The sequence below is a fragment of the Aeromonas sp. MR19 genome (genome assembly GCF_963899305.1).
In the GTDB taxonomy this organism is placed as follows: Bacteria; Pseudomonadota; Gammaproteobacteria; order Enterobacterales; family Aeromonadaceae; genus Aeromonas; species Aeromonas bestiarum.
Genome location: NZ_CAWQWZ010000032.1, coordinates 1 through 18,912, shown reverse-complemented (window position 1 = coordinate 18,912; position 18,912 = coordinate 1). Strand labels below are relative to the sequence as shown.

The following is an 18,912-nucleotide window of genomic DNA, read 5'->3' as shown; positions in this document are numbered from 1 at the left end:
ATGAGGCGCCGGCACCCGCGGGTGCCGGCCTGCTGACTTACTTGAGGCTGGGTGCCAGCTCGCCGTCGTCAGCATCGTCGTCAGACTTGGGCCGGGTTGCACCCGGTTGTTTCGGCATAGCCTGATACGGCGTCTCGTTGGCGGTCGGCTGCGGATTTTTCAGCGCCTTGAGGGCCGTCTTCAGGGAGAAGCCGGCCAGCACCACCACCACCAGCATGAAGAACACCGTCAGCCCCGCATCCAGCCGGTTGTTGAACACCAGTTGGGCCAGTTGGGATTCGGTGTACTGGGCCGGGATGGTGCCGCTGTCGATCATGGCCTGGAACTTGTTGGCTATGGCCAGGAAGCCGAGCTTGGGATTGTCGCTGAAGGTCTTCTCCCAACCCGCAGACAGGGTGCAGATCAGCAGCCAGCTGGTGGGCAGCAGGGCCACCCAGGCATAGGCCTGACGCTTCATCTTGAACAGCACCACGGCGCACAGCATCAGCGCCATGCCCGCCAGCATCTGGTTGGCTATGCCAAACAGCGGCCACAGGGTGTTGATGCCACCGAGGGGATCCACCACCCCCTGATGCAGGAAGTAACCCCAGGCCAGCACGCACAGGGCGGTGGCGAGCAGGTTGGCCGGCAGGGAGTCGGTGCGCTTGAGGGAGGGGGAGATGACCCCCAGCAGATCTTGCAGCATGAAGCGCGCCGCCCGGGTCCCCGCATCCACGGCAGTGAGGATGAACAGGGCCTCGAACAGGATGGCGAAGTGATACCAGAAGGCGACGTTCATCAGGCCACCGAGGGCACCGTGCAGTATGTAGGCCATGCCGACCGCCAGGGTCGGGGCACCGCCGGCACGGGAGATGATGCTCTGCTCACCCACCTCGCTGGCGATGCGGGTCAGGGTCTCGGGGGTGATCTGGAAGCCCCAGTTGCTCACCACGGCAGCGGCGGAGACCACCACGTCTGTTGTGCCCGCCGGCGCCAGCACAGCCATGGGGCTGTTCATGGCGAAGTAGACACCCGGATCTATGACGCAGGCGGCCACCAGCGCCATGATGGCGACGAAGGACTCCATCAGCATGCCGCCGTAACCGATGAAGCAGGCCTGATTCTCGTTGGCCAGCATCTTGGGGGTGGTGCCGGACGAGATGAGCGCGTGGAAGCCTGAGACGGCACCACAGGCGATGGTGATGAACAGGAAGGGGAAGAGATCCCCGGCCCAGACCGGGCCTGTGCCGTCGATGAACTGGGTCAGCGCCGGCATCTGCAGGGTCGGCTGGGTCACCAGTATGCCGATGGCGAGGCCCACTATGGTGCCGATCTTGAGGAAGGTGGAGAGGTAATCACGGGGTGCCAGCAGCAGCCAGACCGGCAGCACGGAGGCGACGAAGCCATAGCCCACCAGCATCCAGGTCAGCTGCACGCCGTCGAAGTCGAAATAGGGTGCCCAGGTCTCGCTCTCGGCCACCCAGCCACCGGAGACGATGGCGAAGATAAGACACACCAAACCGATCACAGACACCTCGCCGATGCGGCCCGGCCTCAGGTAGCGGATATAGATCCCCATGAAGATGGCGAGCGGTATGGTGAAGGCCACAGTGTAGGTGCCCCATGGGCTGTGGGCGAGCGCCTTGACCACTATCATCGCCAGCACCGCCAGTATGATCACCATGATCATGAAGGTGGCGACCAGGGCGATGACACCCGCCGTGGGCCCCATCTCAGCCCTGACCAACTCACCGAGGGAGCGACCATCCCGGCGGGTGGAGACGAACAGCACCATGAAGTCCTGTACCGCCCCCGCCAGCACCACCCCGGCCAGCAGCCAGAGCATGCCGGGCAGATAGCCCATCTGGGCCGCCAGCACGGGACCGACCAGGGGGCCGGCGCCGGCGATGGCGGCAAAGTGGTGGCCAAACAAGACCTTCTTGTCGGTCGGCACATAGTCCAGACCGTCGTTGTGACGCACCGCCGGGGTCATGCGCGTGCTGTCGACCGCCAGCACGCGCTTGGCGATGAACAGGCCGTAATAGCGATAGGCGATCAGATAGACGCACACAGCCGCGACCACGATCCAGAGTGCGTTTATCTGTTCGCCCCGGTTGAGGGCGATATAGCCGAGCGAACTGGCGCCCACCAGCGCCATCAGCCCCCATCCCAGGTGTTTCCCTAACTTGTCCATCAGTCTGCTCCCGCCATCGATTTTTACATGTGCAACCAGATACGGTTACATCTCTATAGCAATCGCTCTGGCGCCACAATCGGGGCCCGTCACAACTCAACTCGCTGGCCGGAGAATTTCTCAATATTGCCGACCGGATCACGGCAGTTTGGGGAATGGCGATCTTGATGAGACTGAAATGATTGGAAAAACCGGCGGGGATGCCCACAAAAAAGGCCCCTGTTCGGAGCCTTTCATGCATCATCACCCCATCAGGAGAGCGCCAGCCCGATGGAGAGCAGCAGGCTGAACAGGAAGGCGCTGATGGCGGTCTTCTTGAGGGCACCGGTCAGCACCTCGCCATCGAAACTCGTGCGCAATGTCTTGGCGGCGTCCGTGAGCGGCTTCATGGCGGGCAGGAAGATCCAGGGCCAGAAGCTGGCGGGCTGGGTCAGCAGGAAGGCGATGGTACTGATCAGCGCCGCCCCCAGCAACAGCCAGTGATAGGCGATGGCGCGGTTGCGACCGAGCCGCACCGCCAGGGTGATCTTGCCGCTGACCGCGTCCGTCTCTATGTCCCGCACATTGTTGATGTTGAGCACGGCGGTGGCCAGCAGGCCGCAGGCGGTGGCCGGCAGCAGCAGATCCCACTGCAGCGTCTTGGTGAACAGGTAGTAAGAGCCGAGCACCCCCAGCAGGCCGAAGAACAGGAACACAGAGATATCGCCGAAACCGCGGTAGCCGTAAGGGGTCTTGCCCACCGTGTAGGTGATGGCCGCGACTATGGCCGCGCCGCCCAGCACCACGAAGGTGAGGATCTGCAGCCACTGATCGCCGAAGGCGCAGCCCAGCAGGGCGAGGCCGCTCACCACGGCGGCCAGGGCGGTCAACGCCATGGCCATGCACATCTGCTTTTGGGTGATGAGACCCGAGACCACAGCGCGCTGGGGACCGATCCGTTCGCCATTGTCGGCACCGGAGACAGCATCCCCGTAATCGTTGGCCAGGTTGGAGAGGATCTGCAGCAGTATGGCGGTCAGCAGGGAGAGCACCATGATAGTGCCATCGAAGGCGCCACGGCTGGCCGCCAGCCCGGATCCCAGCAAGATGGAGGAGCACGCGAGCGGCAGTGTTCGCAAACGCGCCGCCAGCAACCAGATAGAGAAGGTATTTGTCATATTGTGATGGCCAAACAATCAGATATTGATCGTGTTAAGGGTTATCGAACCGGATTTCGGTATACTTGGCCCCTCGGGAGTCAGCTCCCCGGGCGATTTACATGGACGAATGGGCAGATAATATATAGGAATAATCGCTCCTTTGGCATAAACCAACGGCATCCTTCTGCAGGATTGACCGTCACTATCGGCTCATAGACGAAATCCATGTTGGCTCAGACCCATATCAAGCAACAACTGGACGCCCTGCGTCACGGCAACGCCAGCGGCTTCGTGCGGCTGCGCGTGGCGATCGAGGTCGACTCCTTTTTGGGCTGGCTCGCGGCGCAGACCCTCTATCCCCGTATCTATTGGCATGCCAGAGGGCACGACAAGCCCGAATACGTGGCGCTGGGCTGCATTCGCGAGTTGACCCGGCCGCAGGACATACAACAGGTCTGCGCGCACACGGGCCAGCCCCACGACGACAGTCCGCGCTACTACGGCGGACTGGCGTTCGATCCCGCTCAGCCCGGCTGGCAGGGTTTTGGCCCCTGCCGCTTCGTGCTGCCCCGCATCGAGCTGGTGCGCCGGGGCGAGTGTGTCAGCCTCTGCCTCAATCTCTGGCTGACCGACGGCAATCTGGATGCCGAGCTGCAGGCGGCCGAGGAGGCCCTCGCGGCCCTGCAACCGGAAGCGCCCCTGCCTGCGTTGCAACCCCACGTCTGGCAGCGCCAGGATTGCCCGGGCCCAGCCCAGTGGCAGACGCTGGTCGAGCGGGTGACGGCGCCCGATTTTCAGGCGCACACCCCCAAGGTGGTGCTGTCGCGGGAGAGCCTGCTCTCCCGCCAGCGGCACGACGATGACCTCTGCCCCTGGTCCCTGCTGGCGCAGTGGGCGCAGCACGCCCAGGACTGCTTCCACTTCGGCTTTCAGTTCTCCCCCGAGCAGAGCTTCATCTCCTGCTCCCCCGAGCGGCTCTACCGCCGGGAAGGGAGCCACCTCTTCACCGAGGCGCTGGCGGGCACCATACGCCGCTCCGGCGACGAGGCGACCGACGCGGCCCTGGCCGCCGAGTTGCTGGCCGACAGCAAGAACCGGCTGGAGAACCGGCTGGTGCACGCCGACATCCTCAGCCGGCTGGCACCGCTCACCACGGGCGCCAGCCTGACCGAGCCGCGCATTCTGAAACTGCGGCTGCTGCAACATCTCAAGTGCGACATAGAGGCCGAACTCAAAACCGGGGTCTGTGACTGGCAACTGCTGGACGCCCTGCACCCCACCCCCGCGGTAGGCGGCGCCCCGCGCGAAGCCGCACTGGCCTTTATCCGCGAATGTGAACCCTACCAGCGCGGCTGGTATGCGGGCGCCTGCGGCATGCTGAGCCGGGAGACCTCGGAATTCTCGGTCGCCATCCGCAGCGCCCGCGTCACGGCGCAGACCATCACACTGTTCGCCGGGGCTGGCATAGTGGCGGGATCCGAGCCCGCCGCCGAGTGGGCCGAACTCGACAACAAGATCGCCAACGTGCTCTCCCTGCTGGGATAGCGTTTTCCCATCGACCCTCATTCAGCGAGAGCCCCATGTTTGCGAGCCCCGTGTTTGCCAGTCAACATGCCACCTTCAATCACGTCTGGTCTTCCCTCTTGCTGGAAGAGCTCCATCGCCTCGGCGTGCGAGACATAGCGCTGGCCTCCGGCTCACGTTCGGCGCCGCTCACCATGGCCGCCGCCGCCCACCCCGGTTTTCGTCGTCACCTCCATTTTGACGAGCGGGGCTTGGGGTTCATGGCGCTGGGGCTGGCCAAGGGCAGCGGCCGACCGGTGGCGGTGATCATGACCTCGGGCACGGCGGTCGCCAACCTCTGGCCGGCGGTGGCGGAGGCGCAACTCACTGGCGTGCCGCTGATTATCCTCTCGGCCGATCGCCCGCCTGAGCTTATCGACAACGGCGCCAACCAGGCTATCGATCAGCAGGGGATCTTCGGGCGCTACCCCGTCTATCAGCAGAACCTGCCGAGCCCCACCCCGACCATACCGGCGGCCTTCGTGCTGAGTTCGGTGGATCAGGCGCTGGCCCAGCAGGCGCTGACGCCGGGGCCTGTGCACTTCAACTGCATGTACCCGGAACCGCTCTACCCCGGCGACGCATATCAAGACTTCAGCGACTACCTGGCCCCCCTCGGTGACTGGCTCCATTCCAGCGAGCCCTGGAGCCCCTGGCAGCAGAACGAGCAAATCTGCCCTCGCCAGCCGGATTGGGCGGCCTTGCAGGGCAAACGTGGCGTCATAGTCGCGGGCCGCATTCAGGATCCCGCCCAGGCGCAGCTGGTGGCCGAGCTGGCCGAGCGCCTCGGCTGGCCGCTGCTGGCGGATCTGCAGAGCCAGATCCGCTTCGATGCCCGCAACCTCATCCACATGGATCTCGCCCTGCAAAACAGCTGCTTCGTGGCCGAGCTGGCTCGCGCCGAAGTGCTGCTGCAATTCGGTGCCCGCCTCATCTCCAAGCGGCTAGGCCAGTTCATCAAGCAGCACCCCTGGCAGGATTACTGGCTGGTGGATCCGCAGCCGGCGCGGCTCGACCCCGATTACCGGCTGCGCCGCCGTCTGGTGTGCGAGCCCGCCGCCTTCGCCGCGACCCACAAGGTGAGCACTCGCCACCTGCCCTGGCACCGGCTGGCGGAGCGCCAGCAGAGCGCCACCCGCCAGATCCGCAGCGCCTGCGATCGCTTCTCCGAGCTCGGTGTCTGCCATCGGCTGGGCGCCCTGATCCAAGGCCAGCTGTTCGTCGGCAACAGCATGCCGGCCCGGCTGATGGACATGCTCGGCGAAGCGGGCAAGGGACCGAGCCGGGTGATGACCAACCGCGGCGCCTCCGGCATCGACGGCCTGATCGCCAGCGCCTATGGCTTCGCCCAGTCGAGCGAGCAGCCGACGACCCTGCTGATCGGCGATCTCAGCGCCCTGCACGATCTCAACAGCCTGGCCCTGCTCGGCAAGTCGAGCCGGCCGCTGGTGGTGATCCTGCTCAACAACGACGGCGGCAGCATCTTTCGCATGTTGCCTGTGCCCACCGGCGATCGGCTGCTGGAGACCTACTACTGCCTGCCCCACGGCCTGCACTTCGAGCAGGCCGCCGCCATGTTCGGCCTTCACTATCGGGCACCGACCACGCTGGCTGAATTCGAGCAGGCCTACGGCGCAGCCCTGACAAACCCGGCGTTGGAAAAGAAAGTAACCCTGATTGAAATCAAGGTACCGAGCAGCGAGGTGGCCGAAGATCTGAAAGCCTTGGGAACCCTTATCCGTGGCATCTAGCACTGACCAGCCAACCCTGGTGCTGCTGCACGGTCTGCTCGGCGATGCCAACGACTGGCAGCCGGTGATCGAAGCCTTGCCTGGAATGGATTGCCACGCGCTGGATCTGCCAGGCCACGGCCACAACCAGCATCTGCGGGTGAGCGGCTTCGAAGAAGCCCATGAGTGGCTCTGTGGCGAGCTTGAGGCGCGCAACATCACGCGCTACCGACTGGCCGGCTATTCGCTGGGCGGACGGCTCGCCCTCTATCACGCCAGCCGATCCCCCGCCGGATTGCAGGCCCTGCTGCTGGAAAACTGCCATCCCGGCCTGCCGCTGGCCGAGCGGGCCGCTCGCATCGAACACGACGAGCGCTGGGCCCGGCGCTTCGAGCGCGAACCGCTGACAGAAGTGCTGGCCGACTGGTATCGGCAGGGAGTGTTCGCCGATCTCGACGAGGCGGCCCGCGCCCGCCAGGCAGCTCGCCGCCTTGGCAACGAGGGCACAGCCGTCGCTAGCATGCTGCGCGCCACCTCGCTGGGCCAGCAGCCGGATCTCGCCCCCTGGCTAAGAGCAGAACCGCTGGCCGGTACTCGCTTGCCGGTGACCTGGCTCTCCGGCAGCCAGGATCACAAATTCCATCAGCTGGCTTGCCAGTTGGTGAAGCAGGGCTGCAATATCAATCACTTGACCCTGGATGGCGGCCACAATCTGCACGCCAGCCAGCCCGAGACCTTTGCCCAACTCCTGCGGGGGTGGGTTGTGAGTACGCCATAAAACGGCATGACACCCTTTACCTGAGCCGGCGTTGCGGGCTTATCACCAACAAGAAAAAGAGAGTGCACATGATTGAAGCAATGACGGAAGCGGAGCTGTACGCACCTGTTTCGGATGACGCGATTGCTCACTGTGCACTACAACAGAAGGAAAAATAGATGATTGAGGCAATGACGGAAGCAGAACTGTATGCACCGATAGAGTGGCGCGATTGCTCCACCGGTTACGAGGACATCCTCTATCACAAGTCCGGCGATGGCATTGCCAAGATCACCATCAATCGTCCCCAGGTGCGCAACGCCTTCCGTCCCCGCACCGTCAAAGAGATGCTGCAGGCGCTGGCCGATGCCCGCTACGACGACCATATCGGCACCATCATACTCACCGGCTTCGGCGAGAAGGCGTTCTGCGCCGGTGGCGACCAGAAGATCCGGGGCGACTACGGCGGATACCGGGATGACGAAGGCACCCATCACCTCAACGTGCTCGACTTCCAGCGCGACATCCGCACCTGCCCGAAACCCGTGGTCGCCATGGTGGCCGGCTACGCGGTCGGTGGCGGCCACGTGCTGCACATGATGTGCGATCTGACCATAGCGGCGGACAACGCCCAGTTCGGCCAGACGGGTCCGAAAGTCGGCTCCTTCGACGGCGGCTGGGGCGCCTCCTACATGGCGCGCATCGTCGGCCAGAAGAAGGCCCGCGAGATCTGGTTCCTGTGTCGCATGTACGATGCCCAGCAAGCGCTCGACATGGGGCTGGTCAACACAGTCGTGCCGCTGGCCGAGCTGGAGCGCGAAACCGTGCGCTGGTGCCGCGAGATGCTGCAGAACAGCCCGATGGCGCTGCGTTGCCTGAAAGCGGCCCTCAACGCCGACTGCGACGGCCAGGCCGGCTTGCAGGAGCTGGCGGGGAATGCCACCATGCTGTTCTACATGACCGAAGAAGGTCAGGAAGGGCGCAACGCGTTCAACGAGAAACGTCGTCCCGACTTCTCCAAATACAAGCGGAATCCCTGATGAAACTCGCTCTCTATCGCTACCAACTGCCTTTTACCCAGCCCCTGACCTTTCACGGCAAGGTGGAGGTGGCGCGAGAGGGCCTGCTGGTGCGCATCGACAAGGGCTGGGGGGAGATAGCCCCCCTGCCCGGTTTCTCCAGAGAGACCCTGGCCGAGGCGCAAGCCGAAGCGCTCGGCTGTCTGGAGCAGCTGGCTCAGGGGCAGCCCATAGCGCCCCTGTTGCCCTCGGTGCAATTTGGTCTGGACTGTGCGCGGCGGGTCTGGCCCGAACAGACGGCCACCCTGCCCGAGCCCTATCCACTCATTCAAGGCTCCCCCCAGGAGCTGCTCAAACACTGGAAGGACTGGCTGCATCAGACGCCCACCAAGGCCAAGCTGAAGGTGGCCCGTTATCCCATGCGCGACGAGCTGGCGCTGATCCGCCTGCTGTGCGATCGCATCCCCACCCTCAAGCTGGTGCTGGACGCCAACCAGGGCTGGACCCGTGAGGAGGCCTGGGCCTTCTGCGGTCACCTGGACTCGAACCGGATCGAGTATCTGGAAGACCCTTGCGCCAACTTTGACGACATCGCCTTCGTGGCAAACCGCACCGGCATGCCGGTGGCCATCGACGAGCTGCTGGCACAGGGCAAACCCTGGGAGCCCATCCCGCAGCTGAGAGCCCTGGTGCTCAAACCCATGCTGCTCGGCTCGCTGGCCAACAGCGAGGCGCTGGTGGCCCGCGCCCGCGAGCTGCGCCTGAAAGTGATCGTCTCCTCCTGCTTCGAGTCCGGGGTCGGCCTCGGCCAGCTCGCCCGTCTTGCGGGTGAGTGGGCGCCGGATCAGGCGCCGGGCCTGGACACCAAACGCTGGCTGGCAAGCGATCTGCTGGACAAGCAAGGCAAACCCGATCCTGGCCTGCTGGAGCCCCTGTTTCACCGTGACTGAAGGGGCCTTAATGCTGCCGACATCTGATCATCACTCTCCCCTGGAACTCTGCCCGGTGCGTCACTGGGCACATATATCTCCCCAGCGCATCGCCATCCACACAGACAAGCCCCTCAGCTATCAGCAGCTGGATGCAAAGCTCAACAACCTGTGCCGGCAGCTGGCGCTGGCTGGCCTGAAAGCCGGCGACCGGCTGGCTGCCGTGGTACGCGGCGCCCTGCCGGACGTCCTGCTGGCCTGGGCCTGCGTGCGCAGCGGCATCGTCTTCTGCCCGCTCAATCCCGCCTTTCCTGCGGCCAGACAGGCCGAACTGGCGCAGCAGCTGGACGTGGCCGCCTGCTGGTCGGCCGACGAAATTCCGGCAGCAAGTGGGTGCCCACTGCGGCTGGATTTCGACACTGAACTGGCGGCAGCCGATCAGCCCTGGCCGCTCGCGCCTGCCCAGCTCAACAACATGATCCTCACCTCGGGCTCCAGCGGCACGCCGAAAGCCGTGGTGCATCGCCTTGCCAACCACCTGGCCTCGGCGCGGGGCTCGGCGTCTTTGATCCCGCTCGATGAAGAGTGCGGCTGGCTGCTCTCCCTGCCACTGTTTCACGTCGGCGGCTACGCCATCCTGTTTAGGGTCTTTCTGGCAGGCGCCAGCCTGGTGCTGGACGATCGCAGTCAGCCCCTCAAGGCGCGTCTCGAACGCCAGCCCATCACCCACCTCTCGCTGGTGCCGACCCAGCTCTGGCGGCTGCTGGCGGAGGGTTTCGACCCAGCCCGCACCCGCTTGCGCGAGCTGCTGCTCGGCGGCGCCGCCATCCCCGAACCGCTGGTGAGCCGCCTCAAGGCCATGGGGCTCACCCCCAAGGTGAGTTACGGCCTCTCCGAGATGGGCAGCCAGGTCTGCACCGGCCAGCCGTCCGCCGCCGGCGTGGTTGGCAAACCGCTGCCAGGGCGGGAAGTCTGCATCCAGCAAGATGAGATCTGCGTGCGCGGTGACACCCTGTTTGCCGGTTATTTCAAGGCGGGCGTACTGGATCGGCCGCTCGACGAGGCTGGCTGGTTTCACACCCGCGACAAGGGGCATGTCACCGCCGACGGCGAGCTGGTGGTGGAGGGGCGACTCGACAATCTGTTCATCTCGGGGGGCGAGAACATACAGCCCGAAACCATAGAGCAGCGGCTGGTGGATCATCCCGCCGTGGCGCAGGCACTGGTGGTGCCCATGCCGAGCGACGAGTGGGGGCAACGCCCCGCCGCCTTCATCGACTGGCACGGCGAGCCTGTGCCCTATCCGGAGCTGGCCGCCTGGATCCGCGCCACCCTACCCGGCTTCATGGTGCCCGACCTCTGGCAACCCTGGCCCGATATGGGCGGGGCGCTCAAGCCACAGCGAAAGCTGCATCAGCCATCTATCTTCAAGCAATAAGGCGTCATACGACAGTTTCCGACACGGCAGGAGCCGTCTGTATGCACCTTATTCAAGAGAAACCCCGCTCAAGGCCAATATTATCCCTCCATCGTCATCCTGAGTGAGAACGATTACATCATTGGTCATCTTTTTGAGCATTTTTTGAACCAAATTAATCGACTGTAGTACCATGTCCCTCGCCCAGTATCTCGATGGAAATATAATCGATTGATAGTAAAGGAAATTGTTAATTTGGCGTTATTTGAACAACTGCGACATGGTGGTAAAATGCACTCCTTGGCAGTAAGGCGAGTCACACATGAGTAACAAAATTTATAAAATTGCAGAGGAGATATTTTTCTCCGCGGCAATATTCCGACTCTCTAAGGGAGAAAAGGACATCAAGCTCAGCAACAAAGAAGCCGAGCTGCTCGAAATGCTGTGTGATGAGGCAGGCAGTGTCATTCCCAGAAACATACTGCAGGAAGCCTTGTGGCCAAATCAGGATAATACCGACACCAACCTTAATCGACAGATCCTCTCCCTGAGGAGAAAACTGGAATCATTTGGCTTGCTGAACTCAATTGATACCATCCCCAGGGTAGGTTATATCTTCTGTGCACCCATTGAGGTCACCGGGGAGGCTGAAAATACGGAGGCAAGGGCAGAAACACCCGCAGCCTCACCGCGAGCCAGACGCCAATACTCTCGCAGAAAATACGATCGCTATTTCAACCCAAAGCGCATCATGCTGTTTGCACTGCTGATTGTGGTGGTCTCCTCGCTGGCCGCATTTATTTATCATTACAGCAATGAAAATACCCTTAGAACGATTCACCTTGGCCATGTTTCTCTGTATACGACCAGCGAAACAGAAAATGCATTGAAATTGAAGATTGATACGCTGGCACCGCTTGTCAAAAGAGTGCCGCATTATGAAGACGAACGTGTTTCCATTCTCATCGGAAAGGAAGCTATCAGCTACTTTTCCATTGATAATAAAAACAAAGAGTTGTCAGAAAATATCTTCCTGCTGAGAGCCGGCCATTCCATCGCGGAGGAACTGCAATGCGTCATGACGACCATAGCATTGCAGGGCAAGAACGTTTCCCATAATTACTATAACTATCCGAATGCCACCGTCAGATATCACAGCAATTGTCAGGCACCGGATAACTGGGTCGAAATCACCAACAAAAGCAAGATTATAGTGACCATGAACAGAGAAATTGTCGTGGCCACAGTGATAGCAACAGACCATCAGGGGCAAACCCTGTTCAATCTGGATTCCGTTGGTGATATAGAGCGGGATCAGGATGATATTGCGGTCGAAATGAAGAATACCATAGTCAACTTTATCGACCAGAAGGCACTGATCAGCAATAGCATGGTCGCCACCCTGGTGGCTGCCCTGACCCCACCCAAACAGAAGTCGCTGTTTATTCAGCTGCCAGGCGGGATATATCTCTCCAGCTATATGGGCGGTGTTATCTCCTGGCCCAGCCGAGAGAATTTAAAGGTCATCCAGCGTAATGACCTTTGAGGTTATTCATAGGAGACGATGAAGTTGGCCACGGCGGTATAATCCCCGGGTGTGATACTCTTGGCGGCGATCGCATCCGGGTGGCCCTCAACCCGAGCGGAAAACAGCAGTTCATTTTCCGTTGAACCACCCAGGACATAGCCGCGAGAAGCTGTGCCCAAATCCAGCTGGGTCTGAGTGGCATCATAGAGCCGGATCCCGGCCCCCTTGGCTGAACCGGCAGAAAAGGCCAGGGCACCGCTCATCTGCTGGTCCGCAGCACCGCTGAAGGTCACCTTGGCCATGCGGAAGATACCGGGTTTGCAGTTGGTCAGGCGGATGACGAATGGCACCTGAGCCCCGGTACCGGCCGAGTAGAGCTCCCTGACGTCAACCACCCCCATGTCGACCGACTGATCGGCCGATTCGGGAGATATCACGCACGGTTGATCTATGATCCGGCCATGCAGGTGCACAGTGTTGCCCAGCAGCTCCAGGTCATCGCCGGCACGGGGAGCCGCCGTCACCGCCAACACCGGGCACAGCGCCAAGCCTATCCACAATGTCCGCAACATATAACAGCTCCTCACTGGAATTCGGCAACAATGGTGGCGGTGGCGTAGAAGTCGCCCGCAGGGATATCAGCACCTACCGGCGTTATCGGCGCCGCAATAAAGCCCCAATCACCGATATTGCCCTGCATGGAAACAGGATAGAATTCATTCAGCCTCAATGGGGAACCATCCAGCTGTTTGAACTTGATCCCCAGATCAGGGATAACTGTTCCCCCCTGATAGCCATCTTTGGTGGTTCGCAAATACTCTTGGTTAAATGAGGTAGGTCTTCCTGAAATTCCAAGATTAATCTTCAATGCGTCCCCCTCAAAAACCCCCCCTTTACATTGGAAGGTAAGTGGTATCGTTTTTTCAAAATTATTCCCATCAAGTCCACTACCGGGTAGGTCACCAAATTCAACTTCTATAGTCTGACCACCATTTATAACACACTCCTCAGGTACAATCAGGATCGATGATCTAATAGTAATACGTGACATAGGGATATTATTAAAATCACTTACCGTATTTCCCATACGTCCAAACATCTCGACAACTTGATGGTCAGCAATCTGCACTCCATTGATAATTTGTTTTCTAACCCTGAATACAATTTTTCCTTTGCTACCACTTCTGAAGTTATCTTTATGTACTTGTTGACCTTGATTACAACTATTGGATGTATTAAAGTTGCTCTCGTTGTCAAATGGAGCAGTAATGTATTTTTGGCGCTTGCCATCAATCCATATTTCAACTTTCATATCTAGAAAGTCGTTTAACTTGACAAAGCCATTTCCAGCTGGCGGCAAGCCACTACTCATGATCGCCTTGTAATATATAGGTGCGTTACGAATACTTTGAGAAGGACATGTCACTGTCCCATCATAGTTTTGTCCTAAATTCCAAGTAAATTCATTAGTCACATATCCGACTTGGTTTTTTATATCTGTCTTCTGAAGGTCAACAAAATAGTCATGTGTAGAAGATGGCACAACATAGCCGTTTGCTAGCGCTACGCTGGCAAACAACATCAAGCTACTACAGGTAATGATCCGCAACATAGGCTTACTTTTCCTTTGCAGCTTTACAGGCATTGCCTGCGCACTGGTATTTGATATCCATATATCCGCCGTAGTCATTGACGTAGCTGATCACAAATTGGTTGCCCAACGCTTCCGGGATCGTGACCGTCTGCTCTGATTTGGGTTCAACCATAAAGGCGGAGAAACCCTTGATCACGGTCCGCTCCTTGCCCTGCGGATGGCCGAGGCCAACGTAGGTGATGTAGTAAGGGGTCGGGTTGTTGACCTTCAGGGTCGTGCCCTGCTTGGTGATCAACACCTGATCCTGCCAGACGGCGCCGCGCTCCGGGATGATGGCCTCGGGGCGGTAGAACAACTTGATCTTGGACTGCACCGCAATCTGCATCACGTTGCTCTTCTCGCTCTTGGGCGGGATCTCGCGCAGGTTGAAGTAGTAGATCGACTCGCGATCCTTGGGCAGGCTGTCGATGGCTGGCACGCTGGCGATGCGCACGATGGACTTCTGGTTGGCATCCACCCTTTGTACCGGCGGCAATATCACGAAGGGAGAAGATATCTTCTGGCCCTGGGTGTCTTCAATCCAGGCCTGCGCCAGGTAGGGCAGCTTCTGGTTCTCGTTCTTGATGTTGAGGCTGATGGATTTGGCACCGCCAGGATACACGACCCGGGTACGATCCAGCACTATGGCAGCACTGACGTTGAGCGAGGTCATGCCCAGCACGGCCAGACAGGTATAAGAGAGCAGCTTTTTCATCGGTATCCCATTACTTGCAAGTGAGAGTCTTCATCGACAGATCGGTTACTTCTTGCGGCGCCACTATCTGGCACTGGCGAGCCCCGCCCCAGGAGAGTTCAAACGCTTCATTCGGTTTCACCCCGGTCAGATAGACCAGGCCATCCTCATCCACCACCGAGAGCACCCGGCCGGAATCCTTGACGACTGTGGCGCCAAACGGCGGTACTGAGCCATCGGGCAGTTTGACATTGGCCAGCAACTTAAATCCTTCGGCCATTTCGAAGGCATTATATCCAATTGCACCTTCGGTCAGGGTCCCCTGCTTGATGGCATTCATGACATCTATGTCATCGCCCAGCTGATCCACGTCTATCCGGGTGTCGCTCTTGCGATAGTCGGTCATGTCGCTGATCACAGCGACGCCAAAGCGGTTGGTCACGGCGCGGCCGTTGTTGAAAGAGACGCCGGAGGTCTTGTCGGTGTCCACCATCATGCGGGTACCGCCGCGGCGAGTAGCCTGGTGCAGCGCCGCCCCATGCTCGGTCGCCGTCAGACCGCCGCGCAGGCTGGCTCCGACCGAGGTGTACTCGCTCTGCACGCTGTAGGCGTTGAGGCTGACGGCACCTACATCGCCGTTGTGGTTGTAGTAGCCGCGCGCCACGGCGTGGCCGTTGCTCTGTACCCCGGCCCCCAGCTGATAGGTATCATCCGGTCGGCTGTAATCCTGATAGGTGGCCAGATGGGTAACCTTGCCGTTGGAGGACTGCACGCTGTATCCCGCGCTCTTCCTGTCCCCGATCGGCATGCTCAGGGTCAGCATGACGCTCTTGTCATCCTCGTAGTTCTCGGTCTTGGTCTTGTAGGCCGATACATAGACGGAGACATCCTTGAAGCTGCCGATGCTCACGTTCTTGTTGATGGAGAGGCCGTAGCGATCCTCGGCATCGTGAGCCCAGTAAGTTCTGTGGGTGTAGTCCAGATAGATTGTCAGAGCCTTGGCCGCATCATCCGCCCAGAAGGTCTTGTTGGCAGTGATGGTATATAGCTCCTTGTCACCCCAGGTGTTGTAGTCATCGCTCGAGGTCGTATTGTTGTTCTCCAGCCGATCCTTGTTGCTCAAGAATTGCGACATGGTCATGAAGTTATGCTGGGAGAAGCGATAACCCGCGAAGGTGATGGCGCTGTTGTATTCATCGAACTGCTTGGCGTAGTTCACGCGCACCGACTGGCCAATCTTGGTGGACAGGCCCGGCAGCTTCGCAATGGACTGGGTCAGGTCGGCGGAGATGGCGCCGAAGGCATACAGGTCGCGACCTATACCCAGCCCCATGGAGTTGTACTCACCGGCGATCAGGCTGCCGCCGTAAAGTGACCAGGAGTTCGCCACCCCCCAGGAGAAATCGCCGGTGACAAACGCCGGGCCATGCACGTCGTGGGCGGAATCCCCCAGCTCGGAGGGGGCACCGACGGCCAGATTGTATCTGACATAGCCGGGACGGGTCAGGTAGGGGACTGTCGCTGTGTCTACCTGGAACGAGCTGACGCTGCCATCCTGCTCTTCTACCCGCACATCGAGCCGACCGCGCACCGAGCTGTCCAGCCCCTGAATACGAAACGGGCCGGCTGGCACGTTGGTCTCATAAATGATGCGGCCGGACTGGGAAATGGTGACCTTGGCGTTGGTCTTGGCGATGCCGCTCACCTCGGGCGCATAACCCTGCAGGCTCGGCGGCAGCATGCGCTCGTCATTGGCCAGATTCACGCCCGTGTAGCGAAAGCCGTCGATCAGCTGGGAGTTGAGCTGCTGCTCGCCCACCGTCAGCTTGGCCGCCATGTCGGTCAAGGGGCGATAGGCATAGATACGATTCAGCTCGGCTGACGACCGCTCATCATCACCCCAATAAGAGCTGGCCTGATAGTCACCACGCAGGCGCCAGGCGCCATAGTTGGCCCCCAGGGTGCCATAGCTGCTGATATTGCTATTGGAGTAGTCACTCCCTTCATTGACTTGGGCGTTGATGTTGTAATCCAGCATCAGACCGGTAATACCCACGTCCCACTGCTCAGGTGGAATCCAGTTGGGGTCGCTGTATTTCATCCACGCCTGGGGCACGGCAATCCTGAGCAGGCCATTGCCGATGTCGTTCGAGATCACGACCCCGTCCAGCGCCAGCAGGTTGGCACACTGGCCATCGTGCCAGGTATCGATCTTGGCAATGGCCTCATCGGTCAGCGCCAGTTTGGGGATCACCTCTTGCGGCAGACAGGCAACCCCGCCTTTGCCCTTGCCGGCATTGGTCTCGTAGAAAGGGATCTTCTGCAGAGGCAGCTTGTTCTTGTTGACCTCGATCTCGAGGTAGTAGTCACCGGGCAGGATGTAGCCTTCGTCGGCAAACTGGGAGAGGTCGATCTTGGTCCGTTCGTCCAGATCGAGCGCATCAATATTAAACTCCGTTTCTGCCCATGCGTGGTTTGCCACCGCCATCAGGCCGGGCACGCATAGCATAAAAGCCATTTTTGAATAATGTTTTCTTCTTGAAGAGTTTGATGTTGAAACGCTCATAAATTTACTCTAGGGATGGCATAACGGTCTCACATTAATGAGGTATCTACACTAAGCAATGGACTTGCTTACATATAATCGAGCTCAAACAGCGTCGTTCTATCTGAAACAAACAGCTGGTTTCCGTTTATTTTCAAATTGAATTCCAGATCGCTGTTGACAATATCCGAGACAATAAAGCGTTCGCCGGATACCTTGTAATATTGGCCATTGCTGATGATGCTCAATTCATCGCTCATGGCACTGCGCACGGACATGGCAATAAAAGGCAGTGATGTGCCTTCAGCCTGACACCCGCTGATTTTCAGCGTGCCCTGGTGTTGTTCTTGCTGGGGGATGCTGTGCAAAATATCCAGAGTACACCCAGATTCAGCCAGGCCATCCGTGATCTCATTGGCAAGAACAGGCCCCGCCATCATCACCATCTGCAGCACTACCGGCACCATCATTGAAGTTTTCATGATCAAGGTTCGATACGAGGAAACAGAATGTGTGAGGTTGTGGTGGTTCGCACCACCACAACCCTTGTCACACGTTAAGGCAGCCAATTACTCGTAGGAGAGAGTAAAGTTGGTCACTGCAGTGAAAGCACCGGCCTGCAGCGGGTTGGCGGTCTGATCGGAATAACCTTTCAGCACGGCGCTGAAGGGCAGCTCGTTGTCACCGTTTACCAGGTTGAAGGCTGCGGTCGGGGTACCCAGCACGATGGCAGAACCACCCGGCGCACTCATCTTGATACCAGCACCGGCAGCTTGACCACCACCGATCACCAGCAGGCCATCATGCTCGGAGGCACCGCTGAAGGTCACCTTGACGGCATCTTCCTTGTCGGAGATTTCGCAGTTCAGCAGCTTGATGCTGAACGGCTTGGAGTTGGACTCACCACCATTGACCAGCTCTTTGGTGCTGACCTGGCCCATCTCTACAACCTGATCAACAGACTCGGGAGCAACGGAGCAAGGAGCGTTGATGATTTCACCGTTGAAGGTGACTTTGCCTGAACCAGCACCACCGGCAGCAACGGCGGAGCCGCACAGCAGAATGGAACCAACACCCATAGCAACCAAGATTTTATTAGCGTTCATTCGTATATACCTACATTAACGTGTGTTGTTATGCGGCATCATCTGGATCAAGCTGGAGTCATGATTTTCGATGATGCCGCGATATTATTGCTCAGCAACTGTCAGCAGACCGACGCCTCATTCATGAGATATGGCTACTGGTGCAATTATCTGTGCATATCAAACAAGCAAAGGTGTTTGCAGTATTAGAGGCAGTTCCCGCCACCTCCCATTTGCACGACTACATACATCCATGTCATCTGCACAAAAACCGAATTCAACTTTTGCTTGGTGGATAAATTAACGACACGTTTGATGCACATCAAATACATTTTGATTTTTATAAATTCCTTTATAAACACTTTAAAATCATAAACTTACAATCTCTTATGACATTTCAAAACAATGAGGGACAATTAACCACTATATATATCACTCGACCGACAATAGTGAGTTTCACAACCCACTCACATCACAAACCAAATTAACAAAAAACCAACATAAACCACTAAAAACGAACACCACTGACCAAGCAAATTGCCTCCCTCATCTTTGCCAAGTAATCAATCAGGTAATCAGGTAATCAGGTAATCAGGTAATCAGGTAATCAGGTAATCAGGTAATCAGGTAATCAGGTAATCAGGTAATCAGGTAATCAGGTAATCAGGTAATCAGGTAATCAGGTAATCAGGTAATCAGG

The 18,912-nt window shown here is 59.0% G+C and carries 15 protein-coding genes; 7 read left to right on the top strand and 8 right to left on the bottom strand.

Features of this window, described 5'->3' with window-relative positions; genetic code table 11:
- Nucleotides 1-37: 37 nt before the first annotated feature.
- Together cstA and AACQ95_RS14490 are read right to left on the bottom strand one after the other, a co-directional pair.
- Nucleotides 38-2,173, bottom strand: coding sequence for a pyruvate/proton symporter CstA (gene cstA, locus AACQ95_RS14495; RefSeq protein ID WP_241278866.1), 2,136 nt, complete (start codon nucleotides 2,171-2,173; stop codon nucleotides 38-40).
- A 251-nt stretch (nucleotides 2,174-2,424) separates the two neighbouring features.
- On the bottom strand, nucleotides 2,425-3,330 hold the full coding sequence (locus tag AACQ95_RS14490) for a 1,4-dihydroxy-2-naphthoate polyprenyltransferase (RefSeq protein WP_043557061.1): 906 nt from the start codon (nucleotides 3,328-3,330) through the stop codon (nucleotides 2,425-2,427).
- Between the two features lie 207 nt (nucleotides 3,331-3,537).
- On the opposite strand from AACQ95_RS14490, the gene AACQ95_RS14485 reads away from it, so the two are divergent.
- From AACQ95_RS14485 to AACQ95_RS14455, 7 genes are all read left to right on the top strand, one after another.
- On the top strand, nucleotides 3,538-4,857 hold the full coding sequence (locus tag AACQ95_RS14485; RefSeq protein ID WP_241278865.1) for an isochorismate synthase: 1,320 nt from the start codon (nucleotides 3,538-3,540) through the stop codon (nucleotides 4,855-4,857).
- Nucleotides 4,858-4,907: 50 nt separating this feature from the next.
- Nucleotides 4,908-6,626 (top strand): 2-succinyl-5-enolpyruvyl-6-hydroxy-3-cyclohexene-1-carboxylic-acid synthase, encoded by a 1,719-nt coding sequence (menD, locus tag AACQ95_RS14480; RefSeq protein ID WP_241279014.1) that lies wholly within the window; start codon nucleotides 4,908-4,910, stop codon nucleotides 6,624-6,626.
- The gene (menH, locus tag AACQ95_RS14475) at nucleotides 6,616-7,383 is read left to right on the top strand and encodes a 2-succinyl-6-hydroxy-2,4-cyclohexadiene-1-carboxylate synthase (protein ID WP_241278864.1); all 768 of its coding nucleotides are present in this window, start codon (nucleotides 6,616-6,618) and stop codon (nucleotides 7,381-7,383) included. The genes menD and menH overlap by 11 nt, the downstream gene beginning before the upstream one ends.
- 158 nt (nucleotides 7,384-7,541) lie before the next feature.
- Nucleotides 7,542-8,402, top strand: coding sequence for a 1,4-dihydroxy-2-naphthoyl-CoA synthase (gene menB / locus AACQ95_RS14470; protein WP_043140492.1), 861 nt, complete (start codon nucleotides 7,542-7,544; stop codon nucleotides 8,400-8,402).
- Nucleotides 8,402-9,331: an o-succinylbenzoate synthase gene (gene menC / locus AACQ95_RS14465; RefSeq protein WP_241278863.1), complete on the top strand. Its 930-nt coding sequence runs from the start codon at nucleotides 8,402-8,404 to the stop codon at nucleotides 9,329-9,331. Before menB ends, menC begins: the two co-directional genes overlap by 1 nt.
- Nucleotides 9,332-9,341: 10 nt before the next feature.
- A complete protein-coding gene (locus AACQ95_RS14460; protein WP_241278862.1) occupies nucleotides 9,342-10,748 on the top strand; it encodes an AMP-binding protein in 1,407 nt (468 codons plus the stop codon).
- Between the two features lie 301 nt (nucleotides 10,749-11,049).
- Nucleotides 11,050-12,273: a winged helix-turn-helix domain-containing protein gene (locus AACQ95_RS14455; protein WP_241278861.1), complete on the top strand. Its 1,224-nt coding sequence runs from the start codon at nucleotides 11,050-11,052 to the stop codon at nucleotides 12,271-12,273.
- Between the two features lie 2 nt (nucleotides 12,274-12,275).
- Here AACQ95_RS14455 and AACQ95_RS14450 read toward each other — a convergent pair whose 3' ends face one another.
- From AACQ95_RS14450 to AACQ95_RS14425, 6 genes are all read right to left on the bottom strand, one after another.
- Nucleotides 12,276-12,827 (bottom strand): fimbrial protein, encoded by a 552-nt coding sequence (locus tag AACQ95_RS14450; protein WP_241278860.1) that lies wholly within the window; start codon nucleotides 12,825-12,827, stop codon nucleotides 12,276-12,278.
- An 11-nt stretch (nucleotides 12,828-12,838) separates the two neighbouring features.
- Entirely contained in the window at nucleotides 12,839-13,867 is a 1,029-nt protein-coding gene (locus tag AACQ95_RS14445; protein ID WP_241278859.1) for a fimbrial protein, read from the bottom strand.
- A 4-nt stretch (nucleotides 13,868-13,871) separates the two neighbouring features.
- Nucleotides 13,872-14,603 (bottom strand): fimbrial biogenesis chaperone, encoded by a 732-nt coding sequence (locus AACQ95_RS14440; RefSeq protein WP_241278858.1) that lies wholly within the window; start codon nucleotides 14,601-14,603, stop codon nucleotides 13,872-13,874.
- Nucleotides 14,604-14,613: 10 nt separating this feature from the next.
- On the bottom strand, nucleotides 14,614-17,148 hold the full coding sequence (locus AACQ95_RS14435) for a fimbria/pilus outer membrane usher protein (protein WP_339357905.1): 2,535 nt from the start codon (nucleotides 17,146-17,148) through the stop codon (nucleotides 14,614-14,616).
- A gap of 68 nt (nucleotides 17,149-17,216) precedes the next feature.
- Nucleotides 17,217-17,597: a hypothetical protein gene (locus tag AACQ95_RS14430; protein WP_339357906.1), complete on the bottom strand. Its 381-nt coding sequence runs from the start codon at nucleotides 17,595-17,597 to the stop codon at nucleotides 17,217-17,219.
- Nucleotides 17,598-17,696: 99 nt separating this feature from the next.
- On the bottom strand, nucleotides 17,697-18,233 hold the full coding sequence (locus AACQ95_RS14425; protein ID WP_065401982.1) for a fimbrial protein: 537 nt from the start codon (nucleotides 18,231-18,233) through the stop codon (nucleotides 17,697-17,699).
- Nucleotides 18,234-18,912 lie beyond the last annotated feature (679 nt).